This window comes from Nonomuraea sp. NPDC003707 (assembly GCF_053587055.1).
Genome location: NZ_JBSFNK010000007.1, coordinates 305,892 through 332,435, shown reverse-complemented (window position 1 = coordinate 332,435; position 26,544 = coordinate 305,892). Strand labels below are relative to the sequence as shown.

The 26,544-nt window shown below is 68.5% G+C and carries 20 protein-coding genes and 4 tRNA genes; 13 read left to right on the top strand and 11 right to left on the bottom strand.

Translation table 11 applies throughout. The annotated features are described in order from the left end of the window. Positions 1–60: 60 nt before the first annotated feature. Together ACWDRB_RS21145 and ACWDRB_RS21140 are read left to right on the top strand one after the other, a co-directional pair. Positions 61–747, top strand: coding sequence for a sulfotransferase family protein (locus ACWDRB_RS21145; RefSeq protein WP_449896100.1), 687 nt, complete (start codon positions 61–63; stop codon positions 745–747). An 83-nt stretch (positions 748–830) separates the two neighbouring features. Further along, positions 831–2,171, top strand: coding sequence for a hypothetical protein (locus ACWDRB_RS21140; protein WP_449896098.1), 1,341 nt, complete (start codon positions 831–833; stop codon positions 2,169–2,171). Between the two features lie 15 nt (positions 2,172–2,186). On the opposite strand, the gene ACWDRB_RS21135 is transcribed toward ACWDRB_RS21140, so the two are convergent. Further along, positions 2,187–3,086: an LLM class flavin-dependent oxidoreductase gene (locus ACWDRB_RS21135; protein WP_355198373.1), complete on the bottom strand. Its 900-nt coding sequence runs from the start codon at positions 3,084–3,086 to the stop codon at positions 2,187–2,189. Between the two features lie 180 nt (positions 3,087–3,266). On the opposite strand from ACWDRB_RS21135, the gene ACWDRB_RS21130 reads away from it, so the two are divergent. The 3 genes from ACWDRB_RS21130 (at position 3,267) to ACWDRB_RS21120 (ending at position 11,735) form a co-directional block, all read left to right on the top strand. After that, on the top strand, positions 3,267–3,854 hold the full coding sequence (locus ACWDRB_RS21130) for a TetR/AcrR family transcriptional regulator (protein ID WP_449896096.1): 588 nt from the start codon (positions 3,267–3,269) through the stop codon (positions 3,852–3,854). Between the two features lie 111 nt (positions 3,855–3,965). Beyond that, a complete protein-coding gene (locus tag ACWDRB_RS21125; protein WP_449896094.1) occupies positions 3,966–10,718 on the top strand; it encodes an NACHT N-terminal helical domain 7-containing protein in 6,753 nt (2,250 codons plus the stop codon). 66 nt (positions 10,719–10,784) lie between these two features. Further along, positions 10,785–11,735 carry a hypothetical protein gene (locus ACWDRB_RS21120; protein ID WP_449896092.1) on the top strand — a complete coding sequence of 317 codons (951 nt, stop codon included), beginning with the start codon at positions 10,785–10,787 and terminating at the stop codon, positions 11,733–11,735. Positions 11,736–12,015: 280 nt separating this feature from the next. Here the strand turns inward: ACWDRB_RS21120 and ACWDRB_RS21115 are convergent, their stop codons facing one another. Further along, positions 12,016–13,626, bottom strand: coding sequence for a phospholipase A2 (locus ACWDRB_RS21115; RefSeq protein ID WP_449896090.1), 1,611 nt, complete (start codon positions 13,624–13,626; stop codon positions 12,016–12,018). A gap of 492 nt (positions 13,627–14,118) precedes the next feature. Between ACWDRB_RS21115 and ACWDRB_RS21110 the strand changes: the two genes are divergently transcribed. Next, entirely contained in the window at positions 14,119–14,679 is a 561-nt protein-coding gene (locus ACWDRB_RS21110; protein WP_449896088.1) for a GNAT family N-acetyltransferase, read from the top strand. Between the two features lie 46 nt (positions 14,680–14,725). Here ACWDRB_RS21110 and ACWDRB_RS21105 read toward each other — a convergent pair whose 3' ends face one another. Further along, positions 14,726–14,965 (bottom strand): hypothetical protein, encoded by a 240-nt coding sequence (locus ACWDRB_RS21105; RefSeq protein ID WP_449896086.1) that lies wholly within the window; start codon positions 14,963–14,965, stop codon positions 14,726–14,728. A 246-nt stretch (positions 14,966–15,211) separates the two neighbouring features. Here ACWDRB_RS21105 and ACWDRB_RS21100 point away from each other — a divergent pair, with 246 nt between their 5' ends. Both ACWDRB_RS21100 and ACWDRB_RS21095 read left to right on the top strand, forming a co-directional pair. Next, positions 15,212–15,829 (top strand): hypothetical protein, encoded by a 618-nt coding sequence (locus ACWDRB_RS21100; protein ID WP_449896084.1) that lies wholly within the window; start codon positions 15,212–15,214, stop codon positions 15,827–15,829. A 154-nt stretch (positions 15,830–15,983) separates the two neighbouring features. Beyond that, a complete protein-coding gene (locus ACWDRB_RS21095; RefSeq protein WP_449896082.1) occupies positions 15,984–16,298 on the top strand; it encodes a hypothetical protein in 315 nt (104 codons plus the stop codon). Between the two features lie 1,464 nt (positions 16,299–17,762). Here ACWDRB_RS21095 and ACWDRB_RS21090 read toward each other — a convergent pair. Further along, positions 17,763–18,041 (bottom strand): hypothetical protein, encoded by a 279-nt coding sequence (locus tag ACWDRB_RS21090; RefSeq protein WP_449896080.1) that lies wholly within the window; start codon positions 18,039–18,041, stop codon positions 17,763–17,765. Between the two features lie 623 nt (positions 18,042–18,664). Between ACWDRB_RS21090 and ACWDRB_RS21085 the strand changes: the two genes are divergently transcribed. Then, positions 18,665–18,934, top strand: a complete 270-nt coding sequence (locus ACWDRB_RS21085; RefSeq protein WP_449896078.1) for a hypothetical protein — start codon at positions 18,665–18,667, stop codon at positions 18,932–18,934. A gap of 311 nt (positions 18,935–19,245) precedes the next feature. Here ACWDRB_RS21085 and ACWDRB_RS21080 read toward each other — a convergent pair. Then, positions 19,246–19,320 (bottom strand) — tRNA-Val (locus ACWDRB_RS21080). A gap of 549 nt (positions 19,321–19,869) precedes the next feature. Here ACWDRB_RS21080 and ACWDRB_RS21075 point away from each other — a divergent pair. Then, positions 19,870–20,286: an SsgA family sporulation/cell division regulator gene (locus ACWDRB_RS21075; RefSeq protein WP_103958541.1), complete on the top strand. Its 417-nt coding sequence runs from the start codon at positions 19,870–19,872 to the stop codon at positions 20,284–20,286. Between the two features lie 4 nt (positions 20,287–20,290). Here ACWDRB_RS21075 and ACWDRB_RS21070 read toward each other — a convergent pair whose 3' ends face one another. Next, entirely contained in the window at positions 20,291–20,902 is a 612-nt protein-coding gene (locus tag ACWDRB_RS21070; RefSeq protein ID WP_449896076.1) for a DUF305 domain-containing protein, read from the bottom strand. Between the two features lie 240 nt (positions 20,903–21,142). Between ACWDRB_RS21070 and ACWDRB_RS21065 the strand changes: the two genes are divergently transcribed. Beyond that, a complete protein-coding gene (locus tag ACWDRB_RS21065) occupies positions 21,143–22,366 on the top strand; it encodes an LVIVD repeat-containing protein (protein WP_449896074.1) in 1,224 nt (407 codons plus the stop codon). 415 nt (positions 22,367–22,781) lie between these two features. On the opposite strand, the gene ACWDRB_RS21060 is transcribed toward ACWDRB_RS21065, so the two are convergent. The 5 genes from ACWDRB_RS21060 to ACWDRB_RS21040 all read right to left on the bottom strand — a co-directional run bounded on the left by ACWDRB_RS21060 (position 22,782) and on the right by ACWDRB_RS21040 (position 25,098). After that, a tRNA-Val gene (locus tag ACWDRB_RS21060) sits at positions 22,782–22,856 on the bottom strand. Positions 22,857–22,861: 5 nt separating this feature from the next. After that, positions 22,862–22,932: transfer RNA gene (locus ACWDRB_RS21055), tRNA-Cys, on the bottom strand. Between the two features lie 15 nt (positions 22,933–22,947). After that, a tRNA-Gly gene (locus ACWDRB_RS21050) sits at positions 22,948–23,019 on the bottom strand. 80 nt (positions 23,020–23,099) lie between these two features. Further along, the gene (locus ACWDRB_RS21045; protein WP_449896072.1) at positions 23,100–23,825 is read right to left on the bottom strand and encodes an SDR family NAD(P)-dependent oxidoreductase; all 726 of its coding nucleotides are present in this window, start codon (positions 23,823–23,825) and stop codon (positions 23,100–23,102) included. A gap of 64 nt (positions 23,826–23,889) precedes the next feature. Then, entirely contained in the window at positions 23,890–25,098 is a 1,209-nt protein-coding gene (locus ACWDRB_RS21040; RefSeq protein WP_449896070.1) for a hypothetical protein, read from the bottom strand. Positions 25,099–25,209: 111 nt separating this feature from the next. Here ACWDRB_RS21040 and ACWDRB_RS21035 point away from each other — a divergent pair, with 111 nt between their 5' ends. Together ACWDRB_RS21035 and ACWDRB_RS21030 are read left to right on the top strand one after the other, a co-directional pair. Then, on the top strand, positions 25,210–25,764 hold the full coding sequence (locus ACWDRB_RS21035; RefSeq protein WP_355198355.1) for a hemerythrin domain-containing protein: 555 nt from the start codon (positions 25,210–25,212) through the stop codon (positions 25,762–25,764). A gap of 71 nt (positions 25,765–25,835) precedes the next feature. Continuing rightward, positions 25,836–26,543 (top strand): ArsR/SmtB family transcription factor, encoded by a 708-nt coding sequence (locus ACWDRB_RS21030; protein WP_355198353.1) that lies wholly within the window; start codon positions 25,836–25,838, stop codon positions 26,541–26,543. Position 26,544: the final 1 nt, after the last annotated feature.

Below are 26,544 nucleotides of genomic sequence, written 5' to 3'. Positions count from 1 at the left end.
CGCGACATTAGACGGCACAGATCAGAGACCCATCAGAGACGTGCAGGTGGTGAGCGCGACGTGAAAGTGATCGGCGCGGGCTTCGGGCGCACGGGCACGCGGTCGCTCAAGGCGGCCCTCGAGATCCTGGGCTTCGGCCCCTGCTACCACATGTCGACGGTCATCGCGGAGCCGTACCGCGTCCGGCAGTGGCTCGACGTCGGGGAGGGCCGCTCGCGCGACTGGGACACGCTGTTCACCGGCTTCCGGTCGGCGCTCGACTGGCCCGCCTCCGCGTACTGGCGCGAGCTGGCCGAGCACTACCCGGACGCCAAGGTCGTCCTGACCGTCCGCGACCCCGCCCGCTGGTACGACAGCGTCAGCGAGACCATCTTCCGCAGTGCCCTGGAGGAGCGCCGGCTCCCCCTGCGCCGCCGGGTGACCCGCTGGCTGGTGGCCCGCCGCGCGCCGGACTTCGCCCTCTACCCGCGCATGGCCAGGGCGACCGTCATGGACCGCGTCTTCGGCGGCCGCATCGACGACCGCGACCACGTCCTCGACGTCTACGAACGGCACGCGGCCGAGGTGCGGGCGGCGATCCCGGCGGAGCGGCTGCTGGTGTTCGAGGTGCGGGACGGGTGGGAGCCGCTGTGCGCGTTCCTCGGCGTGCCCGTGCCGGAGATGCCGTTCCCGCAGGTCAACGAGCGGGCTGCGTTCCGCGCGAAACGGCCGCGCCGGCTCCTTCGGCTGATCGTGCGCGGCCGCTGACGGCGCCCCGGCTCTCCCGCACGATCCGCCGAGTGTTTCCGAACGCCATCCGGGAAGATCGCGAATGCGTAGGGTGGCATGGCATGAACCTGGACCTTTCCGACTACCGCGCCAAACTGGCGTCCGCGTCCCCGGAACGTGCCTGGAAATCCCTGCGTGAGCTCGCGCTGCGCGGGGAGGGCGACGCGCTCGCGCTGGCCGCGGAGTTCGCGGAGATCGCCGAGCCGTCGTCCGAGAAGCTGCTCAAGCTGTGGCCCCAGGCGCTCGACCCCGACGCCTTCGCCGAGCACCTGCTCGCCCCCGCCTTCGACGACGAGGGCCGTACCGAGCTGGAGCTGCGCCGGCGTGACTCGCTCACCGGGCTGCGCCACCTGACGATCCTGCGGACGCTGGTCCTCGACCACTGCAAGAGCCTCACCGACCTCTCCGAGCTCGCCGCGCTGACCGAGCTGCGCGAGCTCAAGCTGGACGGCTGCGCGGCCGTCAGCGACCTGCGGCCGCTCGCCGGGCTCGTCGGCCTTGAGGTGCTCGAGGTCACCAGCTCCCCCGCGGTGTCCGACGTCTCCCCGCTGCTCGGCCTGCGCAACCTGCGCCGTCTCAGCCTGCGCAGCAGCGGGGTGACCGGTGTCGAGGGGTTCGGCGAGGCGTTCCCGCACCTGGACTGGCTCGGTCTCGACAACTGCCGGTTCATCGAGGACATCCGGCCGCTGTCCGGGCTGCGCCGGCTGACCGAACTGGACGTGAGCCGTACCAAGATCACAAGCATCGACGGCCTGTACGGCCTCGACTCCGTGACCGAGCTGCACATGCACTGCGCCCGCCTGACCAGCCTCGACGGCATCGCCGCCATGCCCGCGCTCGAACGGGCGTATCTCAGCGGCTGCACGAAGCTGAAGAGCCTCGACGGCCTCGGCCACCACCCCCGGCTGACGAACCTCGGCCTGCCCAGCGCGCCGCTCCCCGACCTGCGCCCGCTGTCGCGGCTGCCCGCCCTGGCCGGGATCACCGTCGAGAGCTTCACCAAGCTCACCTCGCTCGACGGGCTCGAAGGGCACCCGTCGATCAGCGAGGTGTACCTGGCCTACACCGACCTCATGACGGACTTCTCCGCGCTCGCGCGCATGCCCGCCCTGCGCACCCTGACCCTGCAGGGGCTGGACCACCTCTCCGACCTCAGCCCGTTCGCGGGGCTGCTGAACCTGGAGGAGCTCTACGTCGCCTGCACCGGCCGCCTGACCACCCTGGACGGGCTCGAGCGCCTGCTCTCCCTGCGCGCTCTGCACCTCTACGACTGCGGCTCGCTGAGCGACCTGGGAGAGGTCGGCGGCTTCCCGTCGCTCAAGGAGGTCACCGTGAGCAGCTGCCCGGCCCTGCCGCCCGACCTCCTGTCCGACCTGCGCGCCCGTGGCCTGCTCAGCGACTGACCTCCCCGGCCGACCTCAGCGGCCGACCTCGGCGGCGGCTCGGGCCGACGTGGTGATGAGCTCGTCGGCGACCCACCGCGCGACGCCGGCGGGGTAGGGCGCCGACAGTCCGAGGACGATGTGCCGGAAGCCGGCGTCGAGCGCCTCGCCGATCGCGTCCCGGGTGATGTCGGGCTGGTCGTAGGAGACCGGCAGGTGGATCGAGCGGATGATCGAGGCGGGGTCGCGGCCGAGCTCGGTGCAGTAGCGGTCCAGCAGCCGGCTGCGGCGGACGACGTCGTCGATGTCGCCGCCGGGGATGTTCCACAGGTCGGCGTGCTCGGCGGCCACGCGCAGCGTCGGGCCCGAGCGCCCGCCGATGAGGATGGGCGGGTGAGGGCGCTGGACGGGCTTGGGGTTGCAGAACGCCCCGGTGAGCCGGACGTAGGTGCCGTGGAAGTCGAACGGTTCGTCCTCGGTCCACAGCCGCCGGATCACCGTGCACGCCTCGGCGAGGCTCCCCACGGCGTGCGCGGCGTCGTGGAAGGGCAGGCCGTGCGCGTCGTACTCGCGCCGGGCCGAGGGCCAGCTGGGCCGCGAGCCGGCGCCGATGCCGAAGTCGAGCCGCCCGCCGGAGACGATGTCGACGGTCGCGGCGATCTTGGCCAGCAGCGCGGGCGGCCGGAAGCGGTTGCTGGTCACGAGCAGGCCGAGGCGCAGCCGCCGGGTCTGCGCGGCCAGGGCCGAGAGCAGGGTCCAGCCCTCGTACGTCGTCCCGTCGGGGTCGCCGAAGATGGGCAGGAGATGATCGAACAACCATGCGTGCTCGATCTCCGGGATCGTGTCCGCCTCGCGCCAGACCCGCAGGACGTCCTGGTAGTCGACCTGCGACGGGGCGGTCATGATCCCGAAGCGAGGCCGGGAGGTGTGCAACATCGGGCCGCTGATCCTTTCGGTCGGTCAATCGGAACACGGTTCAGCGCGGCGCTTCCTGACCGCGCCTGACTTGGTGACCAGAGCTCCGCTCTGGCATCATGAGCAATCGGAACCTAGTTCCGATTACGATAAGGAACAGGGTTCCGTTTTGGCAAGCTCGGCAGCGGAGGAAGCGGCACGGTGAACGAGGGCGGCTCGGGGCGCGCGGCCCCGCGCAAGCGGGCCGACGCCCGGCGCAACGAGAGGACGCTGCTCGACGCCGCCGCGGCGGTCTTCGTGACCTCGGGCGTCGAAGCGCCGGTGCGCGACGTCGCGGCCAGGGCGGGAGTCGGGGTGGCCACGATCTACCGCCACTTCCCGACGCGGGCAGACCTCATCATCGCCGTCTACCGGCACCAGGTCGAGGCCTGCGCCGAGGCCGCCCCGACCCTGCTGGCGAGCGGCGCGACCCCGCACGCCGCGCTGGGGCGATGGATCAACCTGTTCGTCGACTTCCTGGTCACCAAGCACGGGCTGGCCGCCGTGCTGCGGTCGGACGACGCCGGCTTCGACACGCTGCACGCCTATTTCCTCGACCGGCTCGTGCCCGCGTGCGCCCAACTCCTCGAAGCCGCGGCCGCCGCCGGCGAGATCCGCTCCGACGTGGACGCCTACGAGCTCATGCGCGGCGTCGGCAACCTCTGCATCGGCGCCGACAACGACCCCCGCTACGACGCACGCCGGCTGGTCGAGCTCCTCATCGCAGGACTGCGCCTGCCGCACCGCTAGGGTCGGCGAGGTCGCGGATCAGCGTTCCGGATGCCGGGCGAGCCGGTCTTCCGCCCGCCGAAGTGAACAAACTGATTCACACGCCCCCTGCGGCGATAGAGGATCGTGGACATGGCGAAGGACTACCGGTACGCCGACGCCGTTCGGCTCCTGGGCGGCGCCGATCCGGCGGTCGAGAAGATCGACCTGCTGCTCAGCATCGGCACGCTCGGGCTCTGGGACGTGATCGACGCCAAACAGCAGTTCGTACAGGTGGGCAACACCCTCCTCGGCCGGTGGCGCGAGTGGCGCACCGGCCGCGAATGGCACAGCCGTACCGAACGCCTGGAGGCCGCGCACACGATCCTGGTCATCACCGCGTTCTTCGAGGCGGTTGACTCCATCGATCTGCCGTTCAGCTCGCAGGACCTGCGGATGAGCAAGGAGGAGCAGGCGAAGCTGGCCGGGCATTCGGGCATCGACCTGTCGCGTGGCCTCCCCCGTCCTTCGCCGTACCTTCCTTTCGAACAGACCAAGCGAGCCGTCCTCGAGTTCTACGAGACGTACGGTCATCGCCTGCGGTCGTTCGTCATGAGACTGAAGGTCTGGGACGGGCTCGGTCCGTCCGAGCGGGAGAAGGTCGTCGCCCAACTCGAGCGGAAGCTGCCGGAGACGGCCGTCCGGCATTACGAGGACCGGTACCGGAGGCTGGCGCTCGACGTCCCCGAGTTCGCGCTGTGGGCGGGGATGATCGAGCATCAGGCGACGAGAGCAGGCCTGGCGGAGCTCGAGCGGTTGCTGTCCCTGGTCACCTCGGGCGCCGCCCTCCCGGCCCAGCTGACCACCCTGAGCAGGCTGCACCGCGCGGCTCTGAAGGAACCGCTGGCGGCGACGAGGGGACAGGACGAGACGGCCGCCGCCGTACGGCTGCCGACCGTCGAGGAGGCCTATGTGACGCCTCGCTTCCGTACGAGCGAGGTGCGCCACCCCACCGACCCCAGCCTCGAAGCATGGTGGGACGACCTGGAGGTCCGCGATGACCTGCCGCGCTTCCTCGCCGGCTTTCTCACCCGGTCGACGGCGAGCGAGGTGCCGTTCGTCATCCTCGGCCAACCCGGCGCGGGCAAGTCCCTGCTGACCAAGGTCCTGGCCGCCCGGCTGCCGGAGGGACGGTACCTGCCGGTCCGGGTGCCGTTGCGGGACGTGGCGGCGAACGCCGACATCCAGGAGCAGATCGAGCAGGCCGTCTACCGGCTCAGCGGTGAGCGGCTGGAGTGGCCCGCTCTGGCCAGGAGCGCCGAGGGCGTCCTGCCCGTGGTCCTGCTCGACGGCTTCGACGAACTGCTGCAGGCGACGGGGGTGCGCCAGTCGGACTACCTCGAGAAGGTGGCCCGGTTCCAGCGGCGCGAGGCCGACGCCGGCCGGGCGGTCGCGGTCGTCATCACCTCGCGTACGGCCGTCGCGGATCGGGCCGCGTTCGTCCCCGGCACCGTGGTCGCCAGGCTCGAACCGTTCAACGAGGCGCAGATCGACCGCTGGCTGACCGCCTGGAACGCCAGGAACGACGCCTACTTCGTACGGCAGAGGATCAGGCCGCTCGCTCTGGACGTCGCGCTCGCCCAGCGAGCCCTGGCGGAGCAACCGCTGCTCCTGCTGATGCTCGCGCTGTATGACGCCGACGGGAACGCGCTGAGCAAGGACGCGGCGGAGTTCCGGCAGACGGAGCTCTACGAACGGCTGATGCGCAGATTCGTGGAGCGGGAGCTGGAGAAGGCCTATCCCGAGGACCAGGTTCCGTTCCTGCTCGAACGCGAGATGCTGCACCTGTCGTACGTCGCGTTCGCGATGTTGAACCGGGGCCGCCAGTGGGTGACCACGGCCGAACTGGACCACGATCTGTCGGGGCTGGAGTTTCCCGCGCAGGTGCGCACCGGCACCTTCGCCACTCCGCTCACGGCCGGGGAACTCGCCATCGCGAAGTTCTTCTTCGTCCATCGCGCGCAGGCCACCCGCGACCACGACGTGGTGCAGACCTACGAGTTCCTGCACGCGACCTTCGGCGAGTATCTCACCGCCCGGCTCATCACCACCCTGCTGGGTGACCTGGCCGTCAAGCAGTCGGGCCTGGTGGTGACCGAGGTCGACGACGGGCTGCTGCAGGCCCTGCTGTCATGGTCGGCGCTGTCGTCCCGTACCACCGTCGTCTCCTTCCTGCGGGAGCTGGCCGAGGCGAAGGGCGCGGAGAACCGCTGGGGCGAGCTCGTCATGTGGCTGAGCCGCCGGTTGGACACGCGGTTGAGCGTGCCGTACCCGAACTACCGCCCGCGCACGGCCGGCCTCCCGCAGCGCCACGCCTACTACTCCGCCAACCTGCTGGTGATCGCGCTGGCCTGCCTGGCCGTCCTCAGGGCCGGCGCGTTGCTCCCGGGGCACGAGGACCCGCTCACCGAGTGGCGACGCCACACCCTGCTGTGGCGCTCGCAGTGCGCGGCCGGCGAATGGGCGAGCCTGATCAACCTGGTGCAGGCGGACATCGTCGCGCTCCAGGACGGCGAATGGGACGGCGAATGGGACATCGAGCTGCGGCTCGACCTGAACGGCTCGACGCCGCAGCCGATCGCCGGCGACTGGGTGGAGAACGAGCCACCCGGCGACCACTCCATCTGGCACGGCGCCTTCCCCCCACCTCGAACACCGTCCGCCGAGGCGATGCTCGACGTACCGCTGCTGGTGGCGGAGCCGGCCGCAGGGGCGAGTCTGCTGCTGGACCGGGTCACCGAGGTGTGCGAGGCCCGGTACGAACACGCCCAGATCCGCACGGTGCCGGCTCACCCCCCGTACCTGCTGATGACCGTCCCCGAGGACGGGTTCGTCCGCCAGTACCTCATCGGCGCTCACCTGGGCCGGGTCACCGAAACCGACGTGGAGGCGTTCCTGCGGCATGTGCACGCCGCCGTGCCAGGCCCGGGATCCGAATTGGTCTACCAGGGGCCCGCACCGGCCACGGCGGTGCGCGACTACGCCACGCGCAGAGGGCTCAGGCTGCGCAGCTTCATCGAATTCCAGGGCCTGCTCGACCTGTCGGACTACGTGGCCGAGCAGACCAGGCGGCTGCGCTCCGACCGGCGCTACCCGTCCGACCTGTACGTACCCCAGCGGTTCAGGGAGCTGGACCGCCCCCAGCCGGGTGTCCAGGAGGACCTGGCCAAGGAGCTGATGCGGCTGCTGGCCGCCGACCACGGGCGGTTCATGCTGGTGCTGGGCGACTTCGGCCGGGGCAAGACGTTCGCGCTTCGCGAGCTGGCCCGGCGCATCCCGGCCGAGCTGCCGCACCTGACGCCGGTCTTCATCGAGCTGCGCTTCCTGGAAAAGGCCCAGTCGATGGACTCCCTGGTGGCGGCGCACCTCGCCGCGCACCACGAGCGGCTCATCGATCTCAAGGCGTTCCACTACATGCTGCGCCAGGGGCGGATCGTGTTGCTCTTCGACGGCTTCGACGAGCTGGTGACGCGGGTCACCTACGACCGGGCGGCCGACCACCTGACCACGCTGCTCGCCGCGGCCCAGGACAAGGCCAAGATCGTGGTCACCAGCCGTACGCAGCACTTCAGGTCGCACCATCAGGTCCTCACCGCGCTGGGCGAGATGGTGGGCATGCTGCCGCAGCGCCGGGTGCTGGCCGTGGAGGATTTCACCCCCGCGCAGGTGCGGGCGTACCTGCGCAACAGGTACGGCGACGAGCAGGCCGCCGACGACCGGTTCGCGCTGATCGGCGGCATCTCGGATCTGCTGGGCCTGGCCCAGAACCCGCGCATGCTCAGCTTCGTCGCCGACCTGTCCGGCGAGCGGCTGCGCACGGTGGCCACGACGGGCGGCGCGATCAGCGCGGCAGGGCTGTACGAGGAGATCCTGACCTCGTGGCTGGCCTTCGAGGAGCGGCGGGCCGGGGTGCCGGGCTCGGCGGCGGTGCTGAGCACCGAGGAGCTGTGGCAGGCGGTGACGGCGCTGGCGCTGCGGCTGTGGGAGTCCGGGAAGTCGCTGCTGGATCTGGACGAGCTGACCGAGATCGGCGAGACGCTGACCGGGCTGGCCGATGGGCGGATGTCGGCCGCGCAGGCGGCGCACGCGGTGGGGTCGGGCAGCCTGCTGGTGCGGACCGAGGAGGGGATGTTCGGGTTCATCCATTCCTCGGTGATGGAGTGGCTGATCGCCCGGCATGTCGCCCTGGGCGATCCCGCGCCGCTGCCGCGCCGGCACTTGTCGACGCTGACCGTGGACTTCCTGTGCGACCTGGCGGACGTGCGGTGGCTGCGGTCGTGGGTGACGGAGACGCTGGCCGACGCGGGTGCCGACGACGTCTCGCGGGCCAACGCGATGAAGATCGCCGGCCGGCTGCGGCTGCCCGCCAGCCCCGATCTACGGGGGGCCCGGCTGACCGGCGAGGACCTGTCGTACCGGGACCTCTCCGGCGTCGACCTGAGCGGGGCGGACCTCACCGACGCCCGGCTCGTGGGGACCAACCTGGCGCGGGCGGTGCTGCGGGACGCCCGGCTCGTGGGTGCGCGGCTGGACGAGGCCGTACTGACCGGGGCCGACCTGCGTGGAGCGGACCTGACCCGGGCCAGGCTGGCCCGGGTCGACCTGCGCGACATCGCGACCGAGGGCAGCCGCTGGGACCTCGCGGCACTGATCGGCGTGACCCTCTCACCGGCGCTGGCCGACGACCCCGCCCTGCGCGGCGCCGCGATCGCGCCGGGCCGGCCGGTGTCCGTCGAGGTGGCGCCCGCGCTGCTCGGCGTGCCGTACGGCCATCGCCACGAGAGCGGCCACCTGCCCGAGCCGATCGCCTACCACCCCGACGGCAACACCCTGGCCGTGGGCAGCGACGACGGCGGCGTGCTCATCTGCGACACCGCCACCGGCTTGCCGCTGCGCACCCTGTACGGGCACCGGGGGCGCGTCCACAAGACCGCGTACGCCTCCGGCACGCTGGTCACCGGCGCCGACGACGGCACGATCCGCCTGTGGGACCCCGCCACCGGCGAGTGCCTGCACGTGCTCACCGGGCACCCGGAAGGCGTCTGGCCGGTGGTGCTCAGCCCATCCGGTGAGCGGGTGATGGCCGGCGGCGCCGACGGGGTGGTGCGCGTGTGGTCGGTGCGCACAGGGGAAACGGTGGCGACCTTCCCCGGCCACTCCTCCCCGCTCCACACCGCCGCGTTCGCCGGCGACCTGCTGGCGACCGGCGACGCCACCGGCGCGATCAGGGTCTGGGAGCCGGGCACCGGCCGGGTGCGGCACGAGCTCGCCGGCCACGGCGGCGCGGTGCATCGCCTGGCGCCCAGCCCGGACGGCCGCCTGCTGGCAGCCGGGTACGCCACGGGCCTGATCCGCCTGTGGGACCCGCACGAAGGCTCGCTCGTACGGGAGCTCCCCGGCCACGCGGGCCCGGTCCGCACGCTGTCCTTCGACCCCACCGGGCGGCTGCTGGCCTCAGGAGACACCACGGGCGCGGTACTGCTGTGGGACGTGGCCGACGGCACTCCTCGCGGAGCCCTGCCGGGTCACGACACCGCTGTCCACCAGGTGCTGTTCAGCCCCGACGGGCACGTGCTGGCCAGCGGGGACGCACGCGGAGTGGTGCGGCTCCAGCGGCTCGGCGGTGAGCGGGTGGAACTGACGGGGCACCATACCTCGGTGTGGCCGTTCGCCTTCCGGCCCGACGGCCGGCAGCTCGCCACCAGCGGCAACGACGGCACGGTGCGCCTGTGGGACGCGCTCACCGGCCGGAGCCGGCGCATCCTGCGCGGGCACGGGCGGCGGATCTCCACAGTGCGGTTCAGCGCCGACGGCTCGATGCTGGCGACCGGCGGCAACGACGGCGTCGTACGCGTGTGGGAGCCGTGGACCGGGCGGCAGCTGCGGCAGTTCACCGGCACCTCCGACCGGCTCGTCTCCGCGGCGTTCTCCCCCGCCGGTCCGCTGCTGGCCACCTCCACCAACGACGGCGGCGTGCACTTCTGGAACGCCGCCACGGGTGAGCACGAGCGCGAGCTCAACGCCGACACCGACCAGGTGTGGGCCGAGGCGTTCAGCCCCGACGGGAGCATGCTGGCCGTCGCCGACGACGAGGACAATGTCAGGATCTGGCACCACCCGACCGGGCGGCTGGCGGCCGAGCTGACGGACCACCTCGGGCGGGTGCGCGCCATCGCGTTCAGCCCCGACGGGCGCCTCGTCACCACCGGCTGCGACGACCGTCGCGTTCGGCTGTGGGACGCCGAGACCGGCACGCTGCGGGTCCAGCTGATCGGCCACGACGACCGCGTCTACGCGGTGGCCTTCCACCCGTCGGGCGACCGGCTGGCCAGTGCCGGCCACGACGGCACGACCCGCGTCTGGGACGTGTCCACCGGGGAGTGCCTCAACGTGCTCCGGGAGGGGACCGGCCGGTTGTGGGCAGCCGCTTTCAGCCCCGACGGGTCGTTGCTCGCCACAGCCGGCGACGACCTCGCCGTACACCTTTGGGATCCTGAGACGGGCCGCCGGCTGCACACCCTGGCCGGGCACACCCGGCGCGTGGTCTCGGTGGCCTTCGCGCCGTCGGGCGATCTCCTGGCCAGCGCCGGGGACGACGGCGGCGTCATCCTGTGGGACGTCGCTCCCGGCACGGCCCCGGCGCGGCGTGCCACCCTGCTCGGCCTGCCGGACGGCTGGGTCGCGCTGACGCCCGACGGGCGCTACAAGCAGATGGGCGAGGTGGCCGGGCAGTTCTGGTTCGTCGTGGGCATGCGCCGGTTCGAGCCTGGCGAGCTCGACCTGTACCTGCCGTCGGTCCGTCAGGTCCCGCTGGACCACCCTCTCTGGGGAACTCCCGGCACCTGAGGCGTCGTTCGGCGGTCGGCAGAAGCGACCTGTCACACCCGCACGCTAGATTCACACCAACCACATTTGATCTTCACCACCTGGATGTACGGCATGCACCCCCTCATCGTCGCCTTCGCCCTTGTCACCGCCGCTCCCACCACCGCCCACGCCCAGACAGCCGAACCCGACCCGGTGGCGGGCCTGCGTTCGCTGCTCGTCCGCGGCGCCGGCGCGACGGCCGAGTTCTACGGTCAGGCCGCCACGGACCTGTCCAAGGAGGTGCAGCTGAACGGCCGGCGAACCTTCATCGGGAGCGGCATGGGACTGCGCGGAACCAGCAAGGTCAAGCTGGGCCGGGCCGGCGTGATCGCCTCGGAGCACACTCGGCGGCTCAGCGTGAGCAGCAAGGAGCTGATGGTGGAGGAGGCACCCAAGGACCCTTACTTCGCCGGCGTGCTCGCCACGGTGGGGACGCTGCGCACCATCAGCGTGGGCGGCTGGCAGTACCAGCTCGCGCCGCGGGCGAAGACCTGGGTGCGTACCGGCCGCGCCAGCGGCGCCGCGGCCGCGTACGGCGACCAGTTCATCAACGTCCTGGAGCCGGCCACACTGCGCAAGCTGCTGGCCACCAAGACCCGCAAGACCGTCGGGCCCTGGACCACGGATCACACCACCGGCCGCAAGCAGCGGATCTACAACCTGACCGGGACGATCAAGCTCAAGGAGCTCTATCGCGTCTCCCCCAGCTTCCGCGAGGCGGCGGGGACCGCGGCCCTCGGGACGTCTGAGGTGACATGGACGTACATGTACGACGACCGCGGATGGCCGTACCGGGTCGGCTGGCGCTTCTACGCGCACCCGCGGCCCGAGGTCCCGGGGCTCGGACACGACCGGATCCTGCGGGGGCACCTGGCCACGCAGTACCGGAACTGGGACAAGCCCATGACGATCACCGCGCCCCAGGCGAAGCCGGGCCGGGGACTCGCGGTGGACGACCTCGCCGACGTCCTCAGCGCCCCCGAGCGCCGCAAGTGAGGAACGCGCTGTAATCGCCTGGGCGTGGAGACAAGCTCCGCCTGACCTCCCTCATCACTGTGGTCGGCTACGCGCTGATCGCCGTTCTCGCTGAAGGGAGCAAGGCGCTCTCCTGACTGGCCGGACAAGGGAGAGGGCGACCATCACCCGATCGCCGCCCTCCCCTGCCTCCCTCTCATGGCGCACGCCGTCGACATCGCGACCGGCCGGCCCTGCCCGTGCGCCTCCAGGTGCACCCAACCTCATGCACCGCCGAAGGAACTCCGAGCTCAGGCCGTTCTCAGGGGTTGCCGTACTTCTTGACGAACTGGTAGTACGTCCATGCCCATGCCCTGCAGTCGGGCCGCACCAGGATGAAGTAACCCCCGCATACCTTGTCGCGCATGGTGATGTAGAACCGGTTGTCCACGTCAAGCTTTCGCGTACGGGTGTTGTCGAGGTAGTACTTGTACTTCTTCTTCTGGTTGGCGATCAGGCCGTACCCGTAGTCGTGGGAGTCACAGGCCGGTCGCATATCGAAATTGTGGGGCTTGTCCGGAGACTTCGTGCAGTGGTCGTAGTAGATGCCCCTGACCTTGAAGCCGCTGGCGGTCCGCTTCCAGTCGGGCTTCCGCCATTTGCCGCCGTGCCATGCCCAGGCCGAGCAGCCCGACTTCGTGTACCACATCCAGGTGACGGCAGTGTTGCACTTCTTCGGGTAGGACTGCGGGGGGTCCACGCCGTCCGGCAGGAAGTCACTGGCCGGCGGCTCGGTGGCGTTCGGGTCGTCGAGCCCGGCCGCGCCCTCGGTCGGCCCGCCGTTGGCCGGCATGTCCGTGCCGGTGGCGACCACCTGGGGAGCGGCGGCGCCCGCCGGGAACGACAGCTGCCAGCCGCCGCTGGTGACAGACTCGATCGACGACAGGCGCCCCACCGAGTCGTAGGCGTAGGTCCCCTGGACGGCGCCGACGCTGGGATCGCTCGCGGTGCGCAGCAGGCCGTTCAGGTCGTAGGCGTAGCTCGCCTCGATCTGCGCCGCCTCGGTTCCGTAGGTGACCGCGATCTCCTTGAGCCGGCCCGCGTAGTCGCCGTTGGCAGTGCCGGTGGCCGTGGTGGCCGTGGCGTAGGTGAACCTGGTGACGGTTGCGGGGGTCGCGGCGCCGGCCGGCTCCTTCACCGTGCTGACGCGGCCCTGGGCGTCGTAGGTGATCGTGGACTTGCCGAAGGCGGTGCTGCCCACATCGGTCACCCGCCAGGGATCGGCACTCGGCGCCCCGGCCGGGCGGGCCCAGGTGTAGGTGAGCTGGAGGTCGCCCGTGCTGATGGGGGTGCCGTCGGCGGTGGCGAAGGTGTCGTCGCCCGCCTCCACGGGGCCCGGATCCGTCACGAGCGTCTCGACCGTCGTGGTGCGCATCGCCCCGATGACCGCGTCCCACTTGGTGGTTTCGGTGATCTTGGACCCGCTGGCAGCCTCGTACGTCTGGACGCCGCCACCATCGGGGAAGGAGACGCTGCTCTTCAGGGGATAGCTGGTCGACGTCCCCTCATCGAGCTCCGTGACGACGATGGTGCCGTTCTGGTTCTCGAGTTTCCGGTTGATCTCTCCGCCGGCGAACTCGGCCTGCCAGCCCGGCCCGAAGACGCCCAGCTCGGGGCGGGTCGCCGGCGCGGACTGCGGCCTGGCCAGATCGTCGGCGGCCAGAACCACGCCGTGCCTGCGGCTGATCGCGCCCGCGGACACGTCCAGCTCGGTGAGCTTGAAGGTCTTGGTGTCCGAGGAGTACTGACCGGGGCCGATCTCCTGCACGTTCGCCGGCGGCGGGTCGTCGAGCGCGGCGGCGGAGACCACCTCCGGGAAGAGGAAGGGGAGGAGCATCGCCGAGACGGCGACGGGAAGCGCTAATCGGCGCAAGAGGTGCCTCCAGGTGAAAGGAGAAAGTGATTTGATCACCTGGAGAGTAAGGGTCGGTAAATCACCTGGCAAGAGCTGGACAATTCCATGGAACAATGTTCAAATCGCCTGTGAAGCCATGCCTTGGATGCGATTCATTCGCGCATTCATGCAGGTCGATGGGCTCCATGGCGAATTTATGGCGAGCTTATGGCGACAGTGTGGAGCCGTCGACAATAATGCCCCGAAGGCGTATTCAGTAATTCGCGAACACAAGATCGCGTCAAATCCCGCCGCCGCGACGCCATGGTCACCGAAGCCCTTCGCGGACAACTCATAGATCATCTGCCCCCGAGGCACCTCGGCAGGTCGAGAGCAACATCGTCAGATTCACAGCCATTACCACCGGGACCCAGGCCGGCCAGGTGCGCGTCAACGCCACGGTCATGGGCGAGTGCGGCAGCCCCGGACCAGGCCACCATCGCCGGTCCCGTGTTCTAGGATCCTGGGCCTATGAGCCAATTGCGGACGCTATCTGCCACGGAAATCCCTTCGGAACGACTCCTGCTTCGCAAAGCACACGCTGCCGACCGTGAAGAATTCATCGAGCTCATGACCGATCCCGAGGTTCAGGCCTACCTCGGTGGTCCCCGGCCCCGGAGTGACGTCGAGCAGCACTTCGATGCAGCCATAACCGCCAACGCGACATCCAGCCCTGGCAACTATGTCATCGCCGACAACACGACGAACCGACTTATCGGAACATTGATGCTCGCCCACCGGCCGACCGACCGCCCCAGGCATGTCACCGAGGATGGCGAGGAACTGGAACTGGGCTATCTACTGCGGCGAAGTGCATGGGGCGCGGGGTTCGCATTCGAAGCCGCAACGGCCGCACTGCGCGCAGCGGCCGGCGAACTCCCCGACCAGCCGGTCGTGCTCGCCACCCAGACCGCGAACAAGCGATCTCTGAAACTCGCCGCCCGCCTCGGCTTCCGCCCCATCAGCACGTACGAGGCGTTCGGCGCCGAACAGACCCTGTGCACCGCTCCCCTGTCCCTGTTCCAAAGCTGATCTCAGCATCCAACCCAGCGGCCCCCAGACCAGGAGGCCCAGGGTCTCAGGTGTTCCCCAGACCGTCACCGGCCACTCGGAGTCGGCTTCCTCCTGCACGCACTGATTGATCAGTTCGGCGAGGGCTTGCCGGGCCCTGCGCGGGGAGTGCCTGCAGGAGAGCAATCACCGGATCAGGCAGCTGCATCGTGGTGGCCTCGGGCGCGATGGCGTCGTCAACGCTGAGATCCAGCTTGATGACGATCTCCGTGAACGCTCTGGCAAGAACGCATTCGAGCGTGTTCATGATGAGGCTCCCAGCCGATCGTTTGTGGTCATGATGGGGCCCAGCCGATCGTCGGGGCTGCGGCGCGCCCGCGGGACGGCTGCCTACGCTCTGTCGGGAAGCCAGAACACGAGCGCCGGAACAGACCTCAACGTCTTCTACGCCCGGTATCGCATTCTGAACGGCAACCGATTCTGCGTTGCGATTAAGTGACAGCCGCAGCGGGCGCCACGGGTGTGGCGCCCGCGCCTCACAAGGACACGTGCGATGAGGACCTCAGAACTACTTTGGCATCTCGCCCACCGCTACGGCCTGGGATCGTCGTTCACCGGCGTGTGGGTGGAGAACCGGGAAATCCCGGAGACTGTCCGGCTGCTGGGCGCCGACACCACCACCGGAGTGGACTGCCGTTGGGCCGACCTGCGCAGAGAGCGGGAACCCGGCAACGAGCAGGGATTCCTCTGGGCCGGACGGCTCAACAGCCGCTGGACCCAGCTCATCCACGTCGGCCAAGAGGCCCTGGACGCACTGCCGAAACTGTCCGAAGGGGGCAGAAGAGCGCTGCTCATAAGCTGGCATGTGAACAGCACCGGAAACCTCCTCTATGCGAAGGACGCGGATTACACGACAATTTTCGACATCACGCGACCGGCCCGACGAGGAGGCGCCGATCCACATGCTCTCGACCGATACGCCGAGGGGTTGACGTTCGATGCCCACGACACGTCGTGGGAAAACGATCCAGAGCTTCCCGCAGGATGGCTGGAGTATCGCCAATGGGAAGAGTCGCGTTCGGAGACGGGAGCGTCTGACACGACTACGACATGCCCGACCGCGGACCGTTCGCCAAAGACCCTGGACACGCCGCCTGCGACCTTGCGCTGATCAACCTGGGAGATCCTTTCGCAGTGGCCAGAGTGCTGGACAGGTACGCGGACAACTTCCTGGTTCCGCAGCCGCGCGGCCGCGATGGCGGGGCTGGTGTGGCAGATCGCGGTGCAGGTACGCCGCGGGGCGGCGGCTGCCGGAGCAACTCGCGATGCACGCCGTGGTGGCGGAGCTTCAGCTTCATCACCGGGAGACCAAGACACCGGGCTCGTCGGCCGTGCTACCGATTCCAGACGTGTGTGTGCAGGCGTTGAAAGAGCGTGCTGAACAGCAGGCTGCCGACGAGTCGGCCGCGGGCGACGCCTGGGTGAGTGATGATCTCGTGGCCACGACCAAGCACGGCACGCCGTACGAACCACGCAACTTCAACCGGCACTTTCATGCCGCCTGCCAGCATGCCGACGTGCGACTGATCAAGGTTCACGACACGCGCCGCACGTGTGCCTCGCTCCTGGCCGCGCTGTAACTGCTGAATTCAGGGTTTATGCCCTGTGACCTACAGCTTCGCCCTCGCGGCTTCTCAACGTTGCCTACGTGATCGCAAGGTGATGTGCCCTGCGTAAACCGCACTTCGGTCTTGTTCCATCTCGCTCGAACGGACGGGCGAGGGGTCCCTACGCCCGTCCGATGTCAATGTCCGACTTTCACAGATGCGTCTGAATTATCAGTCACCGGTACACCGATCGAACACGATGCCCTCCTCGCAGAGCTGAATCGAGGTAGGAGCCTTTGAGTAACTGCGCTGACCACAGCCTGGTGCTGACCCGTTGCTGTCCCAGACGACGCGATCGCCGCCGAACCACCCGTAGACGCCGCGTCGGTCAGACTCCTTATCACATACGATCACGTCGCGCCCGTCAACACAGGCGAAGTTCGCTCCCAGACGCACGCAAGTCGGTGCGGCGGATGCTGGCCCTGCGGTTGTCAGTGTGAGCAATGCTGCGCCGACTGCCACCAGGGCGGCTGGTTTTCCGACCTTCCTCACTTCTGTTTCACCCCTACACTCCTTCCGTTGCGAACTGAACGTCAGGATTTCAGGGCCTCGTCATAATCCTGTCATAGCCCTACTGCACGCCCCTCCGACACCCAACCTGATCGCACCCATCCATCCTTTCTGCCGTCGACTCGACCCACCGCAGAGCGACAGCGGACTGGCGGGGCGATAGGACTCGAACCAGCTTCACGCTGTTTAGATCGGTTCACGCCGGTCCCGACGCGATGTCGGCCCAGTCATCCGAATCCAGATCCGTTCAGGCCCGTTCACCTGGCATAGCTCCCGCATTGCCCCTCTTCGGGCGCTCAGCCAATCACGGCCATAGCGCAGGACTAACCCGCCTACGTGACGAGTCGTCTATATGTCATGCCACGACTCCTTAAGCGCCAGTGGACCCAGTGACCCGCTATTTAAGTATCGGGATCTCCCGCTGGGTCGTCTGGTCTATGAGCCGTCGATCACCCAATGGGATCTTGAGGCGAAGCGAAATCTTCCGATAGTAACCCATGTCCGTGTGCGCTATTCCTTCCCCCCAGGGAAACAGCGGCTCACAGTTGTCGCGAACCCTTATCCCAATGCTTACGTCGGTAGTCTGTTCGGAGACTGTTGAAGTAGTTACTTCTTGACAGGAAGACCCCTGCGCGGCGACAGTGACCGTCTTTCCGTCGGGAGATACAGCCGCATATGCGATGCCATACCACTGCGATTGCCGGCCACAGGCACTCAGCGTGACAACGACACCAACTGTCGCTATCAGATATCCAGCAGTCCGAGTGCCAGTGGCCATTTGCTTGATCTTTCTGGGCAAGGGAAGCTTACGTTTCTTCATGTCACCGTCCGAACACCGGGTATCGCGATCATGCTGTGATCAAAGGGGCCGCCAGGGAGGCTCGTTCGTGCTGGTTTACCGTGGCTTCCCCTTGAGTTCTCAGCCGATCACGTTCTCAGGATGTCCAGCGCCAGAAGCAGCGTGCCAAGGCCGATCGCTATCGCTCCCGACACCAGTCCCGCCACCGACCTGCTGCGGTTGGACACCGTGGAGATCGTGGGCTTCCTTCGCGCCCCCGGCCATGCCAGCGCTGCCGCCACGATCCCAAGAGCCAGCATCGTCCAGTTCGGCGTCCCCAACTTCGCTCTCAGCGGGCCACCGGCGAAGATGGCGAGACAGGCGACGATCAGAGAAACCAGATCCAAACGATCGGATAATCGCGTCATGGCGAGCGAGTGTAAATCACTCACCTGTCATTCCATCGATCAAGCGAGAGACGCGGAGCCGGGCTCTTGCGCTAAGGCCAGGCGTCAAGGTGTCGTTGACACCAACCGGGCCAAATACAGTGGCACATTGCCCTTCTTAGCCTGCCCGTCTGCCGTCGTCCCACCCGAAGGGGTAGCGGGCCAGCCGCGGGGCTGCCCGGCCGTGCGTCCGTTGTCAGGGCCGCGATGAAGAGGAGGCGGCCTCGCGGCTGGTCTGCTTGGGCTTTGTCCTGGGACGGCGGCAGGCGGACATGCTTCCACGGCAACCCGATCAGACGGGCAGGGGAACGACCTTGGCTGCCCGGAGCCGGAGCGCCCCCGCCGGAGGCATGGAGTAAGGCCGGCCCTGTGACCGCGCACGCGTGAGCTGACCGGCTCGGCCCCGTGACCTGAGAAGTGCGCCCTCCTCCGTGACCAGGCTGTACCGTCGCACGGCGGCCCCCCTTCCACTCGTCCGCGCCAGCCGTCCGGCGATGCCGCTGGAGGCATTGCCACGACCGACGCCGCACCTGCAGCTTTCCAGGCCAGCCCTCGACAGCGCTCGGTCCTGATTTCTGTCGTACGCGGCTCTTAGATTCGGCGTCATGGATGAGATGCCCACGGACGGGCGGCTGACATTGCGTAAGATCCGGGCACGTTACCCGAACGCGTACGAGCGGTGGTGTCCGTCTGACGACGCGCAACTTATGGCGGGCTACCGTGACGGTCGTAGCGTTGAAGACCTTTCGGAGGAGTTCGGTCGTCAACCCAGCGCGATCGAGTCGGGGCTTGCCAAGCTTGCGCTCCGCGTTCTTCGTGCATCCGCTGATGTGGATGCGTCGGCTTCCGCCTCCGAGACTCCAGATCGTTTCTAAGGCGGCCCGGGATTTTTGGTGCGTACCGACACGCCGCCGGCGGGGCTGGAACCGCCGGGGTACCGCCTGGCGCTTGCGCCATTCGGCGGCGGGGTTCCCGAGCGGCGGCCCTGTTGGGCCTGGCCCCCGGTCGGCGGCGCGAGCAGCCCGCCTTGAAGACGTACAGAAAGTTCTCACACAGCACACAAGTGACGTCTGTCGGGTCCCGAGACCTGGCACACGCAAGCGGTGCCCGTCAGCGTCTGCAGATGGCATAGTCACCCGGAAGATCAAAAGGGCCACGTCCCATGTTGGGATGTGACCCTTGACCTTGGTGGGCGATACTGGGATCGAACCAGTGACCTCTTCGGTGTGAACGAAGCGCTCTCCCGCTGAGCTAATCGCCCGCCCTGTTGGCTCCTTGCGGTGCCGACGGGGAAAACCATACCGCACTCTGGCACCTGCTGGCGAAGCGAAGCGACCGGGCGGTGGGGCCGGGGTGGATGCGGGGTGGATGCGGGGTGGTTCGCAGGTGGCTCCGCGGTTGCTCTGGGGTTGCTCCGGGGAGGATCGGGGGAGGTTCCGGGGTGACGACGACGGGGCCGTGGGAGGGATTCAGGTGAAACGCGGCGGTTGCCCACCGGCGGGGTGGGTCGGTGGCATACCATCGTCCTGTTCCGTAAGGCACCGATCGCGATCTTTTGGTGAGAAACGTTCATGGTCGGCGCGGCGGGACAGGCTCCACAACACGCAAAACCCTCGTAAATACGACCCGATTTGATCCCGTTTAGCCTGGTTGATGCCTAAATGTCCAGCTGTGATGTGCGTTACAGAAGGCCCCTGGAGCGGAATCTTTCCTACAGGTTTCTTCGTTCCGCGTCATAGCTCAGGACGAAGTCCGTCAGAGCAGTGAAAGCCCCGAAGAGGGGACCTACGACGAAAAGGTTTGGCTGACGATGAACAGCACCACCGTCTCCGCCGAGCTTGGCCTTCGGCTTGTGGTCCCCGACCGTACTACCGTCCCCCTGCTCGCCGGACTGAGTTACACAGCCGACGATCCATACGCCATACGCATGGCCTTCCACGTGGGGAATGACGAGCCGGTCGAGTGGATCTTTGCTCGCGAACTGCTCACTGTGGGCATCGTGAGGCGTGTCGGCGACGGCGACGTGCAGGTGTGGCCCGCGCGTGCCGATGGCGAGCGCACGCTGCACATCAGTCTCACGTCCCCGTTCGGGCAGGCGCTCTTCGAGGTGCCGCTGGCCCCGCTCACCGAGTTCCTCCACCGTACGTACGAGAAGGTCCCCGCGGGCCGTGAGACGGACTACATGGACCTCGACGCCGAGCTGACCAACATGCTCTGGCCCTCCTGACGCCCTAGCCAGGCAGCGTTTCCAGGACTTTGCGCATGCGGGCGATCTCGATGCTCTGACCCGAGTACACGTCCTTCGCCATCAATCGCATGCGCTGGTCCCGGCCGGTGGCCAGCTCCTCCCCCGCCATCTTGACCGCTCCCTCGTGGTGCCTGGTCATCAGCTGCAGGAACATGCGGTCGAAGGCCGCTCCCTTGGTGGCGCCCAGCGCGTTCAGCTCCTCCTGCGTCGCCATGCCGTACCCGGCCGCCTGGGTGTGCGTGTGACTGTCCGGGGCGGAGCGGCCGAGCTCGGCCAGCCAGCCCGTCATGGCCTTGATCTCCGGGGTCTGGGCGGCGGTGATCTGGCGGGCGAACGCGCGGATGGTCTCCGTGGTCGTACGGTCGTTCACCAGTGAGGTCATCTCCAGGGCCTGGCGGTGGTGGGGGATCATGGCCTCGGCGAAGCGCACGTCCGAGGCCACCGTCGGTCTGGGCGTCTGCCCGACCCGCTCCCCCGGCGTCGCGGTACGGCCCGGGGCCCCCGGACTCCCCGGCATGATCACCGGCGCCCCCGTGCCCACGGGGGAAGGACCGGCGGGCTCCTGAGAGCAGGCGGCAAGGGCGATTGTGGTCACAACTGTGATGAAGACCGCACGCGTGCGCGTACCCACTGACATAGCTTCCATAGTGAACTACGAGACAAAGGGGAATGCGCGTTGATCTCTGCCAAGTTGCGCGGAGCGTTGTTGTGTACGGTACTGCTGTTAACCTCCGCCTGCGCGGCGGGGCAGACGGCGTCCGGCGCCTCAACGCCCGACACCTCCACGCAGGAGACCAGCGCTCCAGCCAGCAAGCCGTCCCCCACCGGCGATGTGATGACGAGCGACAACGTCAAGCTCGTCGCCCAGATGCGCCGGCCCGCACCGCTGAACGGCCGGGACGACATCAACACCGACCTGGCGTTCCAGGGCGATTACGCGTTCGTGGGAAACTTCGGCGGGTTCGCGATCTACGACATCAGCAACCCGACCAAACCCCAGCTGGTGAGCACGGTGTCCTGCCCGGCCCAGCAGAACGACGTCTCGGTGTACGGCGACCTGCTCATCCTGTCGATCGACGAGCCGCGCAGCGGTGAGGGGTGCGACTCCAACGAGGACAGCCGCGACTGGGAGGGGTTGCGGATCTTCGACATCAGCGACAAGAAGAGCCCCAAGTACCTCAGCGCGGTCAGGACCGACTGTGGCTCGCACACGCACACGATGGTCCCCGCCGGGGAAACGCTCTACGTGTACGTCTCCTCGCCCGGCCCCGAGCCCGAGTCGAAGACCTGCCCCCCGCCCCACGAACTCATCCAGATCGTAGAGATCCCCACAAAGTCGCCTCAGTCCGCAAAAATCGTGGCGAAGCCGGATATTTTCCCTGAACGGCAGCACTCCGATCTCGCCTCCGGCTGCCACGACATCACCGCGTACCCCGAGAAGAAGCTGGCCGCGGCCGCCTGCTTCGGCGACGGCGTGCTCCTCGACATCTCCGACCCGGTCAATCCGAAGGTCCTCCAGCAGATCACCGACACGGAGAACTTCCAGATCTGGCACTCGGCGACGTTCAACAACGATGCCACGAAGGTCGTGTTCAGCGACGAGCTGGGCGGCGGCGGCCAGGCCACGTGCGACAGCAACACGCCGCGCACGAAGGGCGCGGACGCCGTGTACGACATCGTGAACGGCAAGCTGGAGCGGCGCGGATACTTCAAGATCCCCCGGAATCAGCAGGAGAACGAGAACTGCGTGGCCCACAACGGCTCCCTGATCCCGGTGCCGGGCAAGGACGTCATGGTGCAGTCGTGGTATCAGGGTGGGGTGTCGGTCTGGGACTTCACCGACTCGGCCAACCCCAAGGAGATCGGCTTCTTCGAACGCGGCCCGTTCCCGGGCGGTGGCATCGCCGGGACCTGGTCGGCGTATTACTACAACGGGTACATCTACTCCAGCGACATCATGGAGGGGCTGGACGTCCTGGAGATCAACGATCCCCTCACCGATCCGGCCAAGAAGGTCAAGATGGACGATTTCAACGTCCAGACTCAGAAGTCGTACTGAGGCTGAGGGTTGGCCGGCCGGCCGCCATTTCGGGTCGCGGCCCGGCCTATTCAGGCTGGGGCGCGGCTCACCCGGCCCTGGGGCAACTCAGCGGGTGAGGGTGACGGGCGTTCGGCCCGGCACCGGGCCGGGTGGGGCTGGCGGGCCGGGAGGTCGCCGTCAGGTGGAGGTGGCGGGCTGCTCGGTCGCTACCGCGTGAGGGAGGCGGACCGGGGGTCGCCGCCGGGTGAGGGCGGCAAGCGGTCGCTCCCGCGTGAGGGCGGTGGGCTGGGCGGTCGCCCGCCGGGCGAGGGTGGCAGAGCGGTCGGTCGGCACTTGGTGAGGGCGGTTGGGTGCTGGCGGGAGTTGTCTGGCCAAGGCGGAACAGCAAGAAGCCCCAGTCCACGGCGAGTGCCGTGGACTGGGGCTTTGAGCATGGTGGACGATACTGGGATTGAACCAGTGACCTCTTCCGTGTCAGGGAAGCGCTCTCCCGCTGAGCTAATCGTCCTTGTGAGGTGGCGACGGGATTTGAACCCGTGTGGACGGCTTTGCAGGCCGCTGCCTCGCCTCTCGGCCACGCCACCGAGCCGGAAGCTCCGAGCGGAAGACGGGATTCGAACCCGCGACCCTCACCTTGGCAAGGTGATGCTCTACCACTGAGCCACTTCCGCATCCCCCCGTTTAACCGGGGTGACGAGAGAACTCTAGCGAATCCTGGCCGAGTACCCAAACTGGATTACGCTCACGCAGGTCACGTGTGGCCCCCGTTAACGGTGATGCGCTGGCCCGTGACGAACGCGCCGCCCTCCGAGGTGAGGAACGAGACGGCCGCCGCGACGTCATCAGGTGTGCCCATGCGGCCCAGAGGCACCTCCGCGAGGTAACCGCTCTCGTCGAGGCCCGCATGCCGTTCCACCGGGATCCAGCCGGGGGCGACGACGTTGACCGTGATGCCGTACGGGCCCAGCTCGCGGGCCCAGACCTCGGTCATGGCGTGCTGGGCGCTCTTTGCCGCGATATAGGCGGACATGCTGGGAAGCTTGCGGTCCACGATGTCCGAACCGATCTGGATGACGCGTCCGCCGCTGTGTTCCTTCATGCCCGGCAGCACCGCCTGCACCAGCAGTGTCGGGCTCTTGACGAAGAACTCGAGCTGGTCGAGCTGCGCCTGCCAGGTGAGGCCCTCCAGTGCGATGGACGGCTGCGGGCCGGTCGCGTTGACCACGAGGATGTGGACCGGGCCCAGGCGCTCGGTGACGTCGGCAACCAGGGACGACACGTCGGGCTCGTGCGTGACGTCGGCGGTGAACGTCTCCGCGACGCCGCCCGCGGCGCGGATCTCGTCCACCACCTTCGCGGCACCGGCGGCGTCCCGGCTGTAGTTGACGGCGACGGCCAGGCCGTCGGCGGCCAGCCGGCGCGCGATCACGGCACCGAGGCCGCGCGACGCGCCGGTCACGAGGGCGACTGCTGTCATGAGACCCGACTCTAGCGACGGGCCCTGGTGACGAGCGCTCGTGACGAGCGCCGTAGGACGGGTTCTAGCGGCGTTGCGGGCCGCCGGGCACGCCCGTCGAGTACGGTGCCTCCGTCTCCAGGCGGTAGTCCCGGCCGGAAACGGCGCGGTTGCCCTCGATGACGCGTTCGGAAGGCGGCCGTTCCCCGTCCGCCAGCGCCTGCCGCATCCTCCGGAACCGCTCGTGCTCCTCCAGCACGTACCCGGTGCCCAGCGTCGTGCGGTCGGCCTGGGTGGCGAGCAGGTCGCGGAGGTAGGCCTTGTTCGGCTCGAACGTCATCGGCGGCGGGCACGCCTGGGCCAGCACCTGGTCGGGATCGCGCCCGTCGAACCGCCGGAACAGCTCGGCCGCCAGCCGCAGGTGCTCCAGCTCCATGTTGAGGTGCAGCTCCCAGATGCCCTTCACCCGGGGATCCGACTCGGTCTCCATGCACGAGTAGTACAGGTAGCACTCGTTGTACTCGTGGTTGAGCAGCCGCTCCCACCAGCTCTCGCCCCCGTCGGCCAGCGACTCGTAGTGGGTGAGGTGCCCCTCCTCCACCAGCCCGATCTCCTGGTAGAGCCGGCGGGCCGCGGGCTCCAGGCACATGGGGCCGGCGTTCATGGAGAAGTTCATGATCTGCTGCTCGACCGCCATGACGGTCAGCGCGTGCAGCCGCGACAGCGGCTCCGTCTTCCCCCTGTCGTACGGCTCGCGCACATTGTCCACCGGATCCCGGTGCTGCAGGTGCGTCGGCCGTCCCGGCATCACCTCGGTCACCCGGCCCACGATCTTCTCGGCCGCGCGGTGCTCGATCATCTCGTACAGGTTCGCGTACCGGTAGAGGTGGTCGAGGTGCTCCAGCAGGCCGAACTGGTAGGCCTGCTTCAGATAGTCGTCCGGCTCCAGCCGCGCCGCCCACGCCGTCAGGTCCACCGCCGCCTGCTCGTAGGCGATCGTGGTCTCCAGCACCGACGACAGCCCTGACAGCAGCCAGTTGACCGCCTTCTGCTGCTGCGCCTCGATGTAGCGCACCCGGGCCAGTTGCTGCCTGATCTCGGTGTCGGGACAGTGGCGGGCGAGCTGGTGGCTGAAGAGGATCGCCTCCGTCTCGATCGCGTTCATGGTGATGATGCGGCAGCGCGTGTAGGGGTCGGTGTGGTCGGGGTCGATCGGCGTGACGTTCAGCTCGTTCCAGTGGCGCAGCTGGTCGTCCAGCGGGATACCCCGCTCCTGCAGTGGGTCGAAGGCCATGTCGCTGCGCTTACCCGGGGCGAAATGCGGCAACCTCCGCTTTCGGTCCTCTGACGGCCCGCGTTCGGTAAGGAAGCGCGTGCCCGCCGGAGGCTCGGGTAGGGCGCGGGCGTGGGTGAACAAGATGTCATTGATTTGCTGGTGATCCAGCACAGCCAGATCAGGGACCTGTTCGACGAGGTGGAGCAGGCGCCGCCGGACAAGGTGGAGGAGGCCTTCGACCGTCTCACGCGGATGTTGTCCGTGCACGAGACCGCCGAGGAGGAGATCGTCCATCCGTACGCGCGCAGGAAGCTCGACAACGGGCAGGGCGTCGTGGGCGACCGCCTGACCGAGGAGAACCGCGCCAAACGGCTCCTCCTCGACCTTCACAAGGGCGGAGTGGACCATCCGCAGTTCTGGGAGCGGCTCGGTGAGCTGCGCCTGGCCGTGGCGGCGCACGCCCGAAGCGAGGAACGGTACGAGTTCGTCAAGCTGCGCGCGAAGACCTCCGCGGTCGAGCGGCGGGCCATGGCCGCGGCGGTGCGGGCGGCCGAGAGCCTCGCCCCGCTGCGCCCGCACCCCGGCACGGAGAGCGCCACCAAGAACGTGCTGGTGGGCACGCCGATCGCGCTGATGGAGCGGGCACGGGAGCTGATCCGCAAGGCACTCGGCAAACGCGGCTGACCCTTCGACGCGAGGCGCTCGGCATGACCCTTCGACGCGCGTCGAAATGTCGCCGTACTAGCGTCGTACGCATGGAGTACATCGCTCGCGACGCCGACATAGCGCCCGTCGCCGCGCTCATCGCGGACCCGACCAGGGCGGCCATGCTGACCGCCCTCCTCGACGGGCGGGCTCTGGCGGCGGGAGAGCTGGCCAGGGTGGCCGGGGTCAGCGCCGCCACGGCGAGCGCCCACCTGTCCAGGCTGCTCGACGGGCGCCTGGTCGACGTCGTACGCCAGGGTCGCCACCGCTACTACCGCCTGGCCGGGCACGACGTGGCCGAGGTGCTGGAGGTGCTGGCCAGGGTCAGCGCCCGCCCGCCCGTACGGTCCCTGCGCCAGTCCAGGCAGGCCAGGATGCTGGAGGAGGCCCGCACCTGCTACGACCACCTCGCGGGACGCGCCGGGGTGGGGCTGCTCGACCGGCTCGCCGAGGGCGGCTACTACGCGGCGCAGGACCTGACCGAGGCAGGAGAGCGGCTGCTGGCCGGCATCGGCGTGGACGTGGACGGCGCGCGCAGGTCGAGGAGGCGGTTCGCGCCCGAGTGCCTGGACTGGACCGAGCGCAGGTCGCATCTGGGCGGGGCGCTGGGGGCCGCGATCACCGAGGTGCTGTTCGAACGGGACTGGTACCGGCGCGGCAAGGTGCCCAGAGCGGTGGTCCTCACCGACGAGGGCAGGGAGGGGCTGTCCGCATTGTTCCCAAGTAAGGAGCTAACATCGGGTACGCCGGTTACCTAGC

Bases quoted from the DNA above. Each gene is read 5' to 3' on its own strand.
- ACWDRB_RS21100 (WP_449896084.1), top strand. From the start codon at position 15,212: ATGAGGACCTCAGAACTACTTTGGCATCTCGCCCACCGCTACGGCCTG.
- ACWDRB_RS21090 (WP_449896080.1), bottom strand. From the start codon at position 18,041: ATGACGCGATTATCCGATCGTTTGGATCTGGTTTCTCTGATCGTCGCC.
- ACWDRB_RS21065 (WP_449896074.1), top strand. From the start codon at position 21,143: ATGACGAGCGACAACGTCAAGCTCGTCGCCCAGATGCGCCGGCCCGCA.
- ACWDRB_RS21105 (WP_449896086.1), bottom strand. From the start codon at position 14,965: ATGAACACGCTCGAATGCGTTCTTGCCAGAGCGTTCACGGAGATCGTC.
- ACWDRB_RS21125 (WP_449896094.1), top strand. From the start codon at position 3,966: ATGGCGAAGGACTACCGGTACGCCGACGCCGTTCGGCTCCTGGGCGGC.
- ACWDRB_RS21045 (WP_449896072.1), bottom strand. From the start codon at position 23,825: ATGACAGCAGTCGCCCTCGTGACCGGCGCGTCGCGCGGCCTCGGTGCC.
- ACWDRB_RS21135 (WP_355198373.1), bottom strand. From the start codon at position 3,086: ATGTTGCACACCTCCCGGCCTCGCTTCGGGATCATGACCGCCCCGTCG.
- ACWDRB_RS21140 (WP_449896098.1), top strand. From the start codon at position 831: ATGAACCTGGACCTTTCCGACTACCGCGCCAAACTGGCGTCCGCGTCC.
- ACWDRB_RS21040 (WP_449896070.1), bottom strand. From the start codon at position 25,098: ATGGCCTTCGACCCACTGCAGGAGCGGGGTATCCCGCTGGACGACCAG.
- ACWDRB_RS21075 (WP_103958541.1), top strand. From the start codon at position 19,870: ATGAACAGCACCACCGTCTCCGCCGAGCTTGGCCTTCGGCTTGTGGTC.
- ACWDRB_RS21085 (WP_449896078.1), top strand. From the start codon at position 18,665: ATGGATGAGATGCCCACGGACGGGCGGCTGACATTGCGTAAGATCCGG.
- ACWDRB_RS21030 (WP_355198353.1), top strand. From the start codon at position 25,836: ATGGAGTACATCGCTCGCGACGCCGACATAGCGCCCGTCGCCGCGCTC.
- ACWDRB_RS21095 (WP_449896082.1), top strand. From the start codon at position 15,984: ATGCACGCCGTGGTGGCGGAGCTTCAGCTTCATCACCGGGAGACCAAG.
- ACWDRB_RS21110 (WP_449896088.1), top strand. From the start codon at position 14,119: ATGAGCCAATTGCGGACGCTATCTGCCACGGAAATCCCTTCGGAACGA.